Annotated in this window: 12 protein-coding genes; 8 read left to right on the plus strand and 4 right to left on the minus strand. The window is 61.4% G+C overall.

Translation table 11 applies throughout. From position 1 onward, the window contains the following. Positions 1–311 precede the first annotated feature (311 nt). Positions 312–740 (plus strand): hypothetical protein, encoded by a 429-nt coding sequence (locus NLY42_RS17810; RefSeq protein ID WP_023699032.1) that lies wholly within the window; start codon positions 312–314, stop codon positions 738–740. Between the two features lie 48 nt (positions 741–788). On the opposite strand, the gene NLY42_RS17815 is transcribed toward NLY42_RS17810, so the two are convergent. From NLY42_RS17815 to NLY42_RS17825, 3 genes are all read right to left on the minus strand, one after another. Then, complete coding sequence (locus tag NLY42_RS17815) at positions 789–1,436, minus strand: LuxR C-terminal-related transcriptional regulator (protein WP_023668347.1); 648 nt, start codon at positions 1,434–1,436, stop codon at positions 789–791. Then, positions 1,433–2,824 (minus strand): sensor histidine kinase, encoded by a 1,392-nt coding sequence (locus NLY42_RS17820; RefSeq protein WP_023690914.1) that lies wholly within the window; start codon positions 2,822–2,824, stop codon positions 1,433–1,435. The genes NLY42_RS17815 and NLY42_RS17820 overlap by 4 nt, the downstream gene beginning before the upstream one ends. Positions 2,825–2,987: 163 nt before the next feature. Then, positions 2,988–3,290 (minus strand): DUF1236 domain-containing protein, encoded by a 303-nt coding sequence (locus NLY42_RS17825; RefSeq protein ID WP_023731684.1) that lies wholly within the window; start codon positions 3,288–3,290, stop codon positions 2,988–2,990. Positions 3,291–3,869: 579 nt separating this feature from the next. Between NLY42_RS17825 and NLY42_RS17830 the strand changes: the two genes are divergently transcribed. The 3 genes from NLY42_RS17830 to ilvN all read left to right on the plus strand — a co-directional run bounded on the left by NLY42_RS17830 (position 3,870) and on the right by ilvN (position 7,612). Beyond that, positions 3,870–4,832, plus strand: coding sequence for a DUF1236 domain-containing protein (locus NLY42_RS17830; RefSeq protein ID WP_023753504.1), 963 nt, complete (start codon positions 3,870–3,872; stop codon positions 4,830–4,832). A 330-nt stretch (positions 4,833–5,162) separates the two neighbouring features. Then, the gene (locus tag NLY42_RS17835) at positions 5,163–6,959 is read left to right on the plus strand and encodes an acetolactate synthase 3 large subunit (RefSeq protein WP_023751653.1); all 1,797 of its coding nucleotides are present in this window, start codon (positions 5,163–5,165) and stop codon (positions 6,957–6,959) included. An 80-nt stretch (positions 6,960–7,039) separates the two neighbouring features. Beyond that, positions 7,040–7,612, plus strand: coding sequence for an acetolactate synthase small subunit (gene ilvN / locus NLY42_RS17840; RefSeq protein WP_023668352.1), 573 nt, complete (start codon positions 7,040–7,042; stop codon positions 7,610–7,612). Between the two features lie 11 nt (positions 7,613–7,623). On the opposite strand, the gene NLY42_RS17845 is transcribed toward ilvN, so the two are convergent. Then, positions 7,624–8,004, minus strand: coding sequence for a metalloregulator ArsR/SmtB family transcription factor (locus tag NLY42_RS17845; protein ID WP_023702997.1), 381 nt, complete (start codon positions 8,002–8,004; stop codon positions 7,624–7,626). 154 nt (positions 8,005–8,158) lie between these two features. Between NLY42_RS17845 and NLY42_RS17850 the strand changes: the two genes are divergently transcribed. From NLY42_RS17850 to NLY42_RS17865, 4 genes are all read left to right on the plus strand, one after another. Continuing rightward, positions 8,159–9,115, plus strand: a complete 957-nt coding sequence (locus NLY42_RS17850) for an acyl-CoA desaturase (protein WP_023682077.1) — start codon at positions 8,159–8,161, stop codon at positions 9,113–9,115. A 123-nt stretch (positions 9,116–9,238) separates the two neighbouring features. Continuing rightward, a complete protein-coding gene (locus NLY42_RS17855; protein ID WP_023688075.1) occupies positions 9,239–9,835 on the plus strand; it encodes a LysE family translocator in 597 nt (198 codons plus the stop codon). A gap of 225 nt (positions 9,836–10,060) precedes the next feature. Then, complete coding sequence (locus NLY42_RS17860; RefSeq protein ID WP_023702995.1) at positions 10,061–11,350, plus strand: efflux RND transporter periplasmic adaptor subunit; 1,290 nt, start codon at positions 10,061–10,063, stop codon at positions 11,348–11,350. Continuing rightward, the gene (locus NLY42_RS17865; RefSeq protein ID WP_023753503.1) at positions 11,347–14,508 is read left to right on the plus strand and encodes an efflux RND transporter permease subunit; all 3,162 of its coding nucleotides are present in this window, start codon (positions 11,347–11,349) and stop codon (positions 14,506–14,508) included. Before NLY42_RS17860 ends, NLY42_RS17865 begins: the two co-directional genes overlap by 4 nt. The last annotated feature ends 28 nt before the right edge of the window (positions 14,509–14,536 follow it).

Below are 14,536 nucleotides of genomic sequence, written 5' to 3' on the forward strand. Positions count from 1 at the left end.
GCGTCTGCGTGCCGCGGGCGCTCGCGCCTCGCTGCCGATCCCTACCGGTGACGAGCCTTGTCACCGCGGATTTTATTGCGACATCCGTCGGCGCGGCCAAGATCAGTAGGTCAGACTTCGGTGTATATTTGACTCAGACGAAGGTCTGAGAATCGAGCTGAAAGCACGAAAAGAGAGTTTCCTCAGCGTTTTTAAGCCGCAATTTTGGGCTGTTCATTCTTGAATACCGTGACACATCATGATGTGATGGTGGCATGAATGGAGAAAGGCAGCCCCTGTTTTCATCCGTGCGTCGCTGGGCGTACTTTAGCTTGCGCGTATTCGCGGCGGTTGCGGTGACGATGCCGGTGCTTGGTCTGCGGTTGAGCCATGTCGACGGCTACAAGATCGAATTCGCCGCTGCCAGCGCCAAGAGCGGAAACAATGGCAATGGTAACGGTGGTGGCAACGGTAGTGGTAATGGTAATGGCTCAGGCGGCAACGCCGGGAATGGTAATGCCAACGGAAAGGGAAAAAATGGTGCCGGCGACAACGCCCCCGGTAGCCAAGCTCCCAGTAGCCAAGTCAATGCCGCTGGCGACACGGTGACGGTACAGGGCGCCAAAATCCAGGTCGTGCATCGCGATGGATTCAGCGAAAGCATCGAGGCCGGCCGCTTCACTATGAAGGATCCGCTTGGAAGGACAATTGTCGAACGCGCCGTAAGGGCCTCCGACATTGCTCGTCTGAAAGGGCTGTAACTGTTGGTCGCCAACCAGCATCCGACCTTCAGACAAGCCCCGATCTCCCTATACAAGACCCGTTTTGGGCGCGTGCATAAGAATGGCTGCTTCGGTGCGGTTTCGCACCTTTAGCTTTTGAAATATCCGAGTCATGTGGTGTTTTACCGTTTTCTCCTGCAGGTTGAGACGTTTGGCGACTTCTTTATTGCTCAGTCCTTCGCCTACCAAGGAGATTATCCCAAGCTCGCGTCCCGAGAGATTCGCAACGAGATCGGTTGTGCGCTTTTCCGGCCGGATCAGTTCATTCAAAAGCTGCGCTGACAGGGTCGGCGAAACATATTTTTTTCCTGCGGCTATATAAGTCAGCACCTCGGCCAGCGATGCCGCCCCAATCCCTTTCAGCACATATCCGCGTACGCCCAGCCTGAGCGCCGTTGCCAGATCGGCGTTCGCCTCCGAGACGGTGAGCATGACGATCTTGCAGTCAGGCTGAGTTGCAAGAATATTTTCCGCTGCGGCCAGACCCCCTCCCGGCAAACTGATGTCGAGCAGCAATATGTCGGGATTTGCCAAGGCCGCAAGCTGTTCGGCATCCGTCGCGGTTTCGCCCGCACCAACGACTTCGAAGCCGCCGATTTCGGCGAGGCTGCGAGCCACACCCTCGCGAAACAGCGGATGATCATCAACAATGGCAATCCTTATGGGAGCGGTCATTTCTGGTCCTCGATGTTGAGCGTTATGGTCAGCCGGGTCCCCCTGGGGCTCGAAAAGGTCTCGAAGTGACCTCCGATACTTTCGATACGTTCCCTCATACCGGCGAGTCCAAGTCCTTCACACGATCCCGACTGGAATCCAGGGCCGTGATCAAGCACTTGAATGAGGAGCTTGCCCTGCGTCACTCTCGCCTTGACAGCCTGCCCCTTGCCCAGACCGTGTCGCCAGGCATTGTTCAGCCCCTCCTGCGCGAAGCGAAAGATGCTTATTTTCTCGGAGGTCCCCAGGTCGGGCAGGCGAGATGGCAGTGAAAGCGATACGGAAGAGGCTGTACGGCGTTCATGTTCGGCAACCGCAAGCCGCAATATCTCCGCGACTGTCGAAGCTTCGATCTGTGGCAGCACGAGGCCGGTGCAGATGGCGCGGATCTCCCGCATCGCCTCATCCAACGTATGATGGATATCGGCGATCTCGGTCTTGCGGTGGCTTGGGGATGCGGCGGGATCGAGCAGCAGAGGGCTGTCCATGCGCAGCGCAGCCAGTGCGACGAGCTGAGCTGGACCGTCATGCAAATCAGACCCGATGCGACGCAAGTAACGTTCGTTGATTGCCGTTGCGCGGCGCGACGCCTGCTGGACGCGCTCCCGCAAAGCGGAATTCTGCTCCAAAAGCAACTGAAGTTCCGCCACTTGTGTCTCAAGCGCTGAACGCTGCGTTTCGATAGTGCTGCTGCCGCGAAGCACGATTCCCGAGAGCATCGCCAAGGCGACCGCCGTCGCGCCAGCCACGAGCAGCCAGCTCGACCATAGTGCCGAGTTTAAAGTGCCCTGAAGATCGTCGGCTATCTCGTAGAACTCGGAAACGGCCACAACATCGCCCGACCACGGCTCTCGAACCGGATTGTAGATCTCGAGCAGCGAGGCGGTGGGGCTCTTCCGTTCCTTCCTTTCATTTTCGTCCAGATCATTGAATTGCGCCACCACGTTTCCGCCGAACGCATGCAGCAAGTTCGCATTTGGCTCGAAGGTCTGGCCAATAAGAGCCGCGTCTTTGGCGTACAGCACCTTGCCATCACGCCGCCAAAGCACGAACGACGCCAGTTTTTTTCCGAGAGCACCCTGGTCCAGGGTTTCATCGAGTGCCCGTTTAACGGTGTCGCTGAGCTGCTGGCTTTTGCGCATATCCGGCAGGATTGGCGCGATGACACTGTCGACGTAAAGCGCGGTCGTGCTTGCAGAGTTGCGGATCACTCCATCTCGTATTTGCGAGGTGACCCATAGGCCGACGACCAGCATCAGCGACAGCAGCCCAATGCTTCCGACTATGATGAACTGCCAAGCCAACGATAGCCTGTTCCAGTTTTGATAGAGACTATCAATGTAGCGCACGTCTCAACCGACCCCGCGAGCTTTGGCCGTGCCAAAATCCTAAGCCATCCTACAACTAGAACGGTCGATGGTGCGAGCAAGCGCTAGGTTGAATTGCCGGGGAAACCGCAATTTCAGGGCATGATCCCACCGCCACCCGCGGGGAACGGCGGTGGGATCAGCGTTACTGTATGATCTTGACGATCTTCCGCGTGCCGGGGTCGACCAGCACGGTTCGCCCGTCGACCACAACGTAGCGATACTTGACGCTCGGCACTTCATGCAGTTCCACCGTGTCGGGAATGGCGGTCCCCACGTTCAATTCGACACCTGGAATCTTCACCGACGCAAGGGGCTGCTTTTTCACGTATTCGCGCACAACCGTTTCCTGCTCCGGCGCGATGATGACGTCTTGAGCAGCAACTACGCCCGCGCTCGCGAGCAGCAAGAATCCGGCAATTGCGGTCGACTGGTACATGGTCGTCATGATTCTCTCCTTCATGCGAGCAACGCTCATGCATCTTGCGCGAGCTCGATTCCGATACGTGGTGTTGGTGAGGTTGATGCACACCGCAAGCCGAACGGGCTTTTCGCGGCTGCGTTCCCGCGTGGGGCTTCGGTCCGGGCGTCATCGGGCCAATGGACGATAGGGGAGGGACCAAAGTCTGGTGCCAGGCTGTAGAGGTCCTAGAGCCTCCTCAGGGCGGAACACAGGCTTCTCGGCATCGTTGAGATCAGCACTTGTGGGAGGCGTTAATGGACAACAGCGTCCATCAGGCACGATGGTTGCTCTTGCCTGTTTTCGGGGTAGCCATCCTGGTCATGACGACGGGAGTACTTCTAAGCTTGTGATGCTGGTGTCATCGCTATGGGATCGCAAGCTCAGGAGAAAATAAAATGTTGCGTTGCATTAATTGTTTGATGCAATTTGTAGGTGATTGTTGCAAAATTACTGCCAACATTCATTGGTCTTCTTAGAAGCCCGATTTTATTCACAAAATGTGGAACAAAGTATTTTTGGCAGAGTTGGCTAGGCTGAGGGACCGACTCTTTAAGGAGAAAGCAGATGAAACATGTGTTGATCACGAGCATGATTGCGCTTGGCGTCGGGTGCGGCGCCGCGATCGCCCAGACCCAGGCCGTGCAGCCGAGCGGTGGCGACAACTGCGCCGCCGGCGCGGCCGATTGCCAGAAGGGCGGCAAGGGCGGAGAACAGGCGCAAGGCAAGATGAAGTCACAGACCGATCAGAATGCACAGGGCCAGGCTGGCGCCACGACCGATCAGCAGGCTCAGGGCAAAGCCAAGCTCAAGACGGATGAACAGGCACAGGGCAAGGCCGGGACCAGTACCGAGCAGAATGCTCAGGGTCAGGCCGGCGCCACGACCGATCAGCAGGCTCAGGGCAAGGCCAAGCTCAAGACGGATGAACAGGCCCAGGGCAAGGCCGGGACCAGCACCGAGCAGAATGCTCAGGGCCAGACCGGCACCAGCACCGAGAAGCAGGCTCAGGGCAAGGCCAAGCTCAAGACGGATGAACAGGCCCAAGGCAAGGCCGGGACCAGCACCGAGCAGAACGCTCAGGGCCAGACCGGCACCAGCACCGAGAAGCAGGCTCAGGGCAAAGCCGGGACCAGCACCGAGCAGAACGCTCAGGGCCAGACCGGCACCAGCACGGACCAGCAGGCCCAGGGCAAGGCCGGGACCACCACCGAGCAGAACGCTCAGGGCAACACAAACGTTCAGACCGACCAGGGCAATACGGCCTCGATCAACAACGTGACCGTCGAGCAGAAGACGCAGGTCACGCAGATCATCCACGAGACCAGGGTTGAGCCGGTGAAGAACGTCGACTTCGACATTTCGGTCGGCATCGAGGTGCCGCGGCACAAAGTGCGCCTGCACCGTCTGCCGGCGCGCATTGTCAAGATCGTCCCGGCCTACGAATCCTATGAGTACTTCGTGCTGGCCGACGGGCGCATCGTCATCGTCGACCCGGATACGTACAAGATCGTGCTGATCCTGACGTGACACGGCAGCGACTCTTGTTCCCGGCGCGGTGCGATTAGGGGTATCGTATGCGCCGCGGTGGCCCGCCGACCAGAGGCGGCGGGCCACTTGCTTTGTCTTTCGCATCGCGCGTTTTTCCCGTTGACACCTTGCCTTTCACCCTCGTAGTGTCCGCCACGATGAAAAAGGCACTCATTCTCGTAGGAAAGCGCGTGGGCAAGGCGGTGTAACCGCCGGGCGAAAACCTCCCATGCGCAACACACAGGCTCCCATCGGGGGCCTTTTTTATTGCCCGAAACACGACTAAACGACCAGCAATCGCCTCATGGCTAGAAGTACGGGACCAGACCGATGAGCAACGGACAGAACGAACGGCGCGAAATACCAAACAGGGAAATGACTGGCGCCGAAATGGTGGTGCAGGCGCTGAAGGACAATGGCGTCAAGCATGTCTTCGGTTATCCCGGCGGCGCGGTGCTTCCGATCTATGACGAAATCTTCCAGCAGGACGAGGTCGAGCACATCCTCGTCCGCCACGAGCAAGGCGCAGGGCATGCGGCCGAAGGCTATGCCCGCTCGACCGGCAAGGCCGGCGTCATGCTGGTGACCTCCGGCCCGGGCGCCACCAATGCGGTGACGCCGCTGCAGGATGCGCTGATGGATTCGATCCCGCTGGTCTGCCTGACCGGGCAGGTGCCGACTTCGCTGATCGGCTCCGACGCGTTCCAGGAGTGCGACACGGTCGGCATCACGCGCCCCTGCACCAAGCACAACTGGCTGGTGAAGGACGTCAACGAATTGGCCGCCACCATCCATGAGGCCTTCCATGTCGCGACGACCGGCCGCCCCGGCCCGGTGGTGGTCGACATTCCGAAGGATGTGCAGTTCGCCAAAGGCATCTATGTGCCGCCGCAGGCGGCGCCGCGCACCAGCTACCAGCCGAAGGTCCAGGGCGACCTGGAAAAGATCAAGGCCGCCGTCGAACTGATGGCCGGCGCCAAGAAGCCGATCATCTATTCGGGCGGCGGCGTCATCAACTCCGGTCCGGAGGCCAGCCATCTGCTGCGCGAACTGGTCGACCTCACCGGCTTCCCGATCACCTCGACGCTGATGGGCCTCGGCGCGTATCCGGCATCGGGCAAGAACTGGATGGGCATGCTGGGCATGCACGGCACTTATGAAGCCAATATGGCGATGCATGATTGCGACGTGATGATCTGCATCGGCGCGCGCTTCGACGACCGCATCACCGGACGGCTGACCGCCTTCTCGCCCAACTCGAAGAAGATCCACATCGACATCGATCCATCGTCGATCAACAAGAACGTGCACACGGAAGTGCCCATCATCGGCGATGTCGGCCGGGTGCTGGAGGACATGGTGCGGCTGTGGCGGGCGAGCGCCAAGGCCGACAAGAAGGCGCTCCATCCCTGGTGGGAGCAGATCGCCAAATGGCGCGCGCGTGACTCGCTCGCGTTCAAGATGAACCACGATGTGATCATGCCGCAATATGCCATCCAGCGGCTCTACGAGCTGACCAAGGACATGGACACCTACATCACCACCGAGGTCGGCCAGCACCAGATGTGGGCGGCGCAGCACTATCATTTCGAGAAGCCGAACCGCTGGATGACGTCGGGCGGGTTGGGCACGATGGGCTACGGTCTGCCGGCTGCGCTCGGCGTGCAGATCGCGCACCCGGACGCGCTGGTCATCGACATCGCAGGCGACGCCTCGGTGCAGATGACGATGCAGGAGATGAGCGCGGCGGTGCAGCACAATGCGCCGATCAAGATCTTCATCCTCAACAACCAGTATATGGGCATGGTGCGTCAGTGGCAGCAGCTGCTGCACGGCAACCGCCTGTCGCATTCCTATACCGAAGCGATGCCCGACTTCGTCAAGCTGGCTGACGCCTATGGCGGCCACGGCATTCGTTGCGAGAAGCCGGACGAGTTGGACGATGCGATCAAGGAGATGATCGCGGTGAAGAAGCCGGTGCTGTTCGATTGCCGGGTGGCGACGCTCGCCAACTGCTTCCCGATGATCCCGTCGGGCAAGGCGCATAATGAAATGCTCCTGCCCGACGAGGCGACCGACGAAGCCGTGGCCAACGCCATCGACGCCAAGGGCAGGGAACTGGTCTAGGTCCAAGCCGGGGCAGGGCTGTCGCGAGAAGCCGTGCGCAACAGAGAATTAGCTCAAAGTCTGAAATCGAGATTCATGTCATGAACGCACAGCTTCAACCGACCGGCTCCGCCTATTTCATCGCCAAGGAAACGGAAAAGCCGGAGAACCACACGCTCTCCGTTCTGGTCGACAATGAGCCCGGCGTGCTTGCCCGGGTCATCGGCCTGTTTTCCGGCCGCGGTTATAACATCGAGAGCCTCACCGTCTCCGAGACCGAACACGAGAAGCACCTGTCACGCATCACCATCGTGACGCGCGGCACGCCGCATGTGCTGGAGCAGATCAAGCACCAGCTCGAACGCATCGTACCGGTGCATCGCGTCGTCGATCTCACCGTGCGCTCGCACGAGTTCGGCCAGGAGCGGCCGCTGGAACGCGAGTTGGCGCTGGTCAAGGTCGCCGGCACCGGCGAAGCCCGCGTCGAGGCGCTGCGTCTGGCGGACGCTTTTCGCGCTTCGGTCATCGACGCCAACACCGAGCACTTCATCTTCGAGATTACCGGCAAGGGTTCGAAGCTCGACCAGTTCATCGCCATCATGAAGCCGCTCGGCCTGGTCGAGATCTGCCGCACCGGCGTGGCGGCGATGAACCGCGGCCCGCAAGGGATGTAGTCTCAGTCCAACTATTTTACCGGCTTGGGATCGACCTTGCCGCTCGCCAGATTCTTACTCTCCCTTTTGATCGGGCGCGATACCGGACAGACGTCCTGGACGAAGCCGTTCAGCGTGTTAACCAGATTGTTCTGGACCAGCGAGTAGCGGATGAATTGTCCCTGCCGCTCCCTGGCGATGAGGCCGGCCGTCTCCAGGATGCTCAGATGCTGCGAGATCGACGGCTTCGACATGTCGAAGCGCGCCGCGATCTCGCCCGCGGTCAGCGAGGAGTGGGCGAGATAGGCGAGGATCTTGCGCCTCGGCTGCGATGACAGCGCCTCGAACACGCGCTGTATGGCGCTGCTTGCCCCGATAGCCGTGTCGCCATCCGCTGCATTGTCTTCGATCACCGCCTGCCTCTGTCGTTTCGCTTCCGGTATTTAGTCTATTGCCTAAATACCTAAATCGGAAGTAGATAGTTAGCTTATTGCCTAAATAAGCGCCGGCGCGCCGGAAGGCAAGGCTCTTTGGTCCGGAAATGTTTCCTGCAGAGGAGGGGTACCGATGAAGACCATATCCACAGGCAGAATGATCTCGCAGCCCTTGAGCGATGCCGAAGATGGCGAGGTCGTCTGGATGCCGGCCAAGTCGATCTGGGTCGGTGCGATGACGCTGATTGCGTTGGTGTTCGGGCCGCTGACCTTCAGCTGGAGCGCTTTCGCCCTGTTCGTAGCGACGACGGCGGTGACGATCTGCGCCGGACACTCGGTCGGCATGCATCGCCTGCTCATCCATCGCTCGTTCAAGGTTCACATCTGGCTCGAACACGCGCTGGTCTATCTCGGCACGCTCGTCGGCATGGCCGGTCCGTTCGGCATGATCTATGCGCATGACATACGAGACTGGGCGCAGCGCCAGACGGCTTGTCACGACCTGCACGCCCACCGCCGGCCTTTCTTCACCGACGCTTTCTGGCAAATGCATTGCGCCGTGGCGTTGCGCAATCCGCCTGACTTCGTCATCGAGCCGTCGATCAGAAACGACCGCTTCTACAAATTCGTCGAGCGGACCTGGATGCTGCAGCAACTGCCGTGGGCGATCCTTTTCTTGCTGCTCGGCGGGTGGAGCTGGGTGGTCTGGGGCATTGCGGTGCGTATCTCCGTGTCGCTGACCGGGCATTGGCTGGTCGGGCATTTCGCACATCGCAGCGGGCAGCAGGGCTGGCGTGTCGATGGCGTTGCCGTGCAGGGCTACAACCTGCCGCGTTTCGGCCTGGTGACCTTTGGCGAGAGTTTCCACGGTAATCACCATGCGTTTCCCGAATCCGCAAAGCTCGGCCTGGAACGCGGGCAGATCGATCTCGGCTGGCTCTTCATCCGCATCCTGGCTGCCCTCGGCCTCGCGCATGGCGTGAAGCTTCCCGGGAACACGCCGAGGCGCAAAGGCCTGCGGCGTGTGGCTGGCCGTCAGGAGGCCGCCGCCGCTCCCAGCCTGTTGTCGGCGCGGGCCCACGGCAGGTAGACTGTGCCGGCCTGGCTGGCTCGGGATAGGCGGATCACGGCGGAGCGCTTTGGACCAATGGAATGAGGTTGCGTCCAGCGCTCTGTCGATTTAAGTCAGCATTGCTGACCTTTGTGAGCCGTCATGACCCTCGACGCTTTCCTTGCCCTTTTGGTCTACGCCTTCGTGACCTCGATCACGCCGGGGCCGAACAACCTCATGCTCTTGGCGTCGGGCGTGAATTTCGGCCTGGTCAGAACCATTCCGCATATGCTGGGCATCAGCATGGGTTTCCTGGTGCTGTTGCTTGCTGTCGGCTTTGGCCTGGGCGCGGTGCTTACGGCGTTTCCGGCCTTGCACACCGGATTGAAGATCGCCGGCGCTGCCTATCTGCTCTATCTCGCCTGGAAGATCGCCATGTCGCGCTCGCTGTCCAGCAAGGGTGAGACGGAGGCACGGCCGATGCGGTTCATCGAGGCAGCCGCATTCCAGTGGGTCAATGCGAAAGCCTGGGTGATGGCGATCACCGCCATGGCCGTCTACTCCAATCCGGACCACCCGTTCCTGTCGGTGGCGCTGATCGCGATCGCCTTCACCGTCGTCAACCTGCCGAGCGTCTCGATGTGGGCCGGTTTCGGCACAGCGCTGCGCGGGTTCCTGTCGGATCCGGTGCGGCTGAAATGGTTCAACATCGCCATGGGCGTGCTCTTGGCGGCGACGCTCTGGCCGATGCTGAAATAGACGTATCCCGCCTGAGATCTCAACCGCATCCTGGCTGGTTTTCCGACTGCTGAGCCGGCTGCATAGTCATTGTGCAGTGCACATTAAATCTTCGTAATGCCGTGTTTTGGCCCTTTTCCGACAAATGTGCGTCCTATCTACTTCGGCGAGATCGCGGCAAGGCGCCGTGATTGCGTAGAATGAGACCACCGGGTTCGGCGTGTCGGATCATAGGGCTTTTAGTCGATGCGCGGTAAAGTCGTTCTGGCGGTGGTGGTGGCAGCGGCCTGTGTCGCCGCGGCATGGGTCTATTTTTCGCCGGCGGCGATGAGCAGTCTGCAGCAGATGCTGCCGGGCGCCAGGCAGACGGCAGCGGCGGACAAGCCGGCTGGATCGGACAAGGCTTCGGCCGACAAGGCAGGGGGCAAATCCGGCGCCGGCGGCAATGCCGCCCGTTCGGCCTCGATCGTCTCGGCCACCGCGACAACGGCCGATTTTCCGATCCGCCGTTACGCCATCGGCTTCGTGTCTTCGCCGGCCGTGGTCAACATCAACGCCCGCGTGTCCAGCCAGATCGTATCGATCGACGTCAGGGACGGCCAGATGGTGAAGGCCGGCGACCTGCTGTTCTCGCTTGACGACAGGGCGCTCAAGGCGCAGCTTGCCAAGGATCAGGCGACGCTCGCCAAGGACCAGGCGCTGCTAACCAGTTCGGGCTCCGACCTTCAGCGCGCCAAGGATCTCGTCGCCAAGCAGGCCGGCACGCAGCAGACTTACGATCAGGCGGTGGCGGCGCAAAAGGCTGCCGCGGCGACGGTCGATGCCGACAAGGCGACGATCGACGCCGACAATGTCCAGCTCGGCTTTGCCAGCATCAAGGCGCCGATTGCCGGCCGGCTGGGCGCGGTCAACGTTTCGGTCGGTGACCTCGTCACCTTGAGCAACGGCAACTCGAGCACGGCCACGCCGCTGGTGACGATCACCGAGATGGATCCGCTGCAAGTCAACTTCAACCTGCCGGAGAGCAACCTGGCGCTGCTGCACAAGGCGCTGGCCAACCCGCAGCAAGGCGCGGTGACGCTGACCAAGGATGGCGATCCGACGCCGATCGGCAACGGCACGCTCGACTTCGTCGATTCCAGCGTCGACACCGCGTCCGGCACCATCGCGACACGGGCGAGCATTCCCAACGCCGATCTTTCACTGTGGCCCGGGCAATATGTGAATGTCGTGCTCGACGCTGGCATCATGCCGCAGATGACATCCATCCCGACCGTTGCCGTGCAGCCCAGCCAAAAGGGACCGTTCGTCTATGTCGTCAAGCCCGACAACACGGTCGAGATGCGACCGGTGCAGGTGGCGCTGACCGAAGGCGAAAACAGCGCCATCAGCGAGGGCGTCAAATCAGGCGAGAAGGTGGTGGTCGAGGGCCAGACCAGGCTGAAGGACGGCGCCGCCATTCACGAAGGCAAGGCGGCCAGCGGTGATCAAGCTGCTCCCAAGGTCGCCGAGGCCGGCAAGGCGGCTGCCCAATGATTTCCGAATTCTGCATACGCAGGCCTGTCGCCACGCTGCTGATGTCGTTCGCCCTCGTGCTGGGCGGGCTGTTTGCCTACAAGTTCCTGCCGGTGGCGGCGCTGCCGAGCGCCGAATTCCCGGTCGTCAACGTCTCGGCCACCCTGGCCGGCGCTTCGCCCGAAACCATGGCCACTTCGGTGGCGACGCCGCTGATCAAGCAGTTCGCCACCATCGCCGGCATCGATTCGATCTCGACCAGCAATTCGCTGGGACGCACGTCCATTGCCATCCAGTTCGTGCTCAACCGGGATATCGACGCGGCGGCCGCCGACGTGCAGGCGGCGATCGCGCGCACGCAGCGGCAGTTGCCGCCGGAGATGACGTCGCCGCCGAGCTATCGCAAGGTCAATCCGGCCGACGCGCCGATCCTTCTGATGTCGCTGGTCAGCGACACGGTTCCGCTCACCGACCTCGACGCCTTCGCCGAAAACGTCATCTCGCCCTCGCTGTCGACCATCGACGGCGTGGCGCAGGTGTCGATCTTCGGCCAGCAGAAATATGCGGTGCGCGTGCAGATCGACCCGACGGCGCTGGCGGCGCGCGGCATTTCGATCGACCAGCTGCAGACGGCGATCGCCTCGGCCAATTCCAACACGCCGCTCGGGGTCTTGCAGAACGACAAGCAGCAGCTGACCATCACGGCCAACACGCAGCTCACCGATGCCGCCGGGTTCTCCAACCTCATCATCGCCACCAAGAACGGCCATCCGGTGCGGCTGGGCGAGGTGACGCGCGTCATCGACTCGGTCGAGACCACGACGACCGCAAGCTGGTACGACGGCACGCGCGCCATCATCCTGGCGGTGCAGCGCCAGCCCGACGCCAACACGGTCGACGTCGTCGACAAGGTCAAGGCGATGCTGCCGTCGTTCAAGGACCAAATGCCGGCCGCCGCCGACATCAAGCTGCTCAACGACCGTTCGACCTCGATCCGCCAGGCCGTCGACGACGTCCAGTTCACGCTGCTTCTGACGATCGCTTTGGTGGTGACGGTGATCTTCGTCTTCCTGCGCCGGGTGACCGCAACCATCATTCCGGCCGTGGCGGTGCCGATCTCGCTGATCGCGACGCTCGGCGCCATGTTCCTGTTCGGCTTTTCCATCGACAACATCTCGCTGATGGGCCTGACGCTCGCAGTCGGCCTCGTCGTCGACGACGCCATCGTCATGCTGGAAAACATCTTTCGCCACATGGAGGAGGACGGTCTCTCGGCCTTCGATGCCTCGCTGAAAGGCGCGCGCGAGATCGGCTTCACCATCATCTCGATCTCGATCTCGCTGGTGGCGGTGTTCATCCCCGTGCTTTTGATGGGCGGCGTCATAGGCCGCATCTTCAACGAATTCGCCGTCGTGGTGACGGTCGCCATCCTGGCTTCGATGTTCGTGTCGCTGACACTGACGCCGATGCTGTGTTCGCGCTTGCTGTCGGTGACCAAGGCCGATCGCGACAAGCATGCCCCCGGCCACAAGCACGATATCGTCACCCGCGGCTATGACCGGCTTTTGACCTTCTGCCTGCGCCACACTTTTCTGGTGTTCCTCGTCTTCGTCGGCACGGCGGCAGGGTCGGTCTGGCTGATCGAGGTCTCGCCGAAAGGCTTTTTCCCGCAAGAGGATATCGGCCAGATCTCGGTGACGACGATCGCCAGGCAGGACATCTCCTACGACGCCATGGTCAAGCTGCAGAACCAGGCGGCAAGTGTCTTCTCGCGTTCGCCCTATGTCTCGCATGTGGCCTGGTCAGCCGGCGGCGGCAACAATGCGCTGAACCAGGGCCAGCTCTATGTGCAGCTGAAGGACAAGAGCCAGCGCCCCGACATCGATAAGGTGCTGTCGGATCTGCGGCGGCAGCTGGCCGTCGTGCCGGGGATCGATGCCTATATGCAGCCGGTGCAGAACCTGCGACTTGGCGCGCGTTCTTCCGCCAGCGCCTACCAGCTCGTCGTTCAGGGCCTCGATACCGGCCTGACCGACACATGGGCGCAAAAGCTCAACGATGCGATGGCGGCCGATCATGCGAATTTCACCGACGTCACCAGCGATCTGCAGAACAATTCATTGCAGGCGACGCTGGTGGTCGATCGCGACAAGGCGGCGTCGCTCGGCATCGACACCGACACGCTGCGCTCCAGTCTCTATGGCGGCTTCGGCACGGAGCAGGTCTCGACGATCTTCGGCTCGGCCGACAGCTACGAAGTCATCATGGAGCTCGATCCCAACATCGAATGGTCGCCCGAGCGCATGCTGGCCATCCAGGTCAGGACGGCAAGCGGCAGCCTGGTGCCGCTCGGCGCCTTTGCCCGCGTCGACCGCACCGCCGGCGCGCTGACGGTCAACCAGCTCGGCCAGCTGCCGGCGGTGACCATCTCCTACAACCTGCCGCAAGGCGTGGCGCTGGGCGACAGCACGGCCCGCATCGCCGCGCTGAAGGAGCAGATCGGCATGCCGCCGGCGATTTCGACCAGCTTTGCCGGCACCGCCAAGACCTTCCAGGATTCGCTGGCCAATCAGGGCCTGCTGATCGGCGGCGCCGTTCTGACCATCTATATCGTACTCGGCATCCTCTATGAGAGCTTTATCCATCCGCTGACCATTCTGACCGGCCTGCCTTCGGCGGTGCTGGGCGCGGTGGTCGCGCTGCGCTTTGCCGGCATGGACCTGTCGGTGATCGCGGTGATCGGCATCCTGATGCTGATCGGCATCGTCAAGAAGAACGGCATCATGATGGTCGACGTCGCGCTGGAGCTGCGACGAGAAGGCATGTCGGCCAAGGAATCCATACACAAGGCGTGCCTGATGCGTTTCAGGCCGATCATGATGACGACGTTGGCGGCGCTGATGGGCACGTTCCCGATCGCGCTCGGCACCGGCGCCAGTGCTGAGCTGCGCCAGCCGCTCGGTGTCGCGGTGGTTGGCGGTCTCCTGGCGTCGCAGGCGCTGACGCTGTTCGTCACCCCTGTCATCTATGTCTATTTCGAGAATTTCTCCGGCTGGCTGGTGAGCTTCTTCTCTTGGAAAAAGAACAGGCCGGAGCTGCATGCGGTCGAGAGCGGCGAGCAGGCCTCGCTGTTCGCTCCCGAGGATCGGCTCGAGCCGCAAAGGGCCGCCGCCGAATAGGCGATAGCCCGTGGCCCAAGCTGTCATG

The organism is Mesorhizobium sp. C372A (genome assembly GCF_030323245.1).
GTDB lineage: Bacteria > Pseudomonadota > Alphaproteobacteria > Rhizobiales > Rhizobiaceae > Mesorhizobium.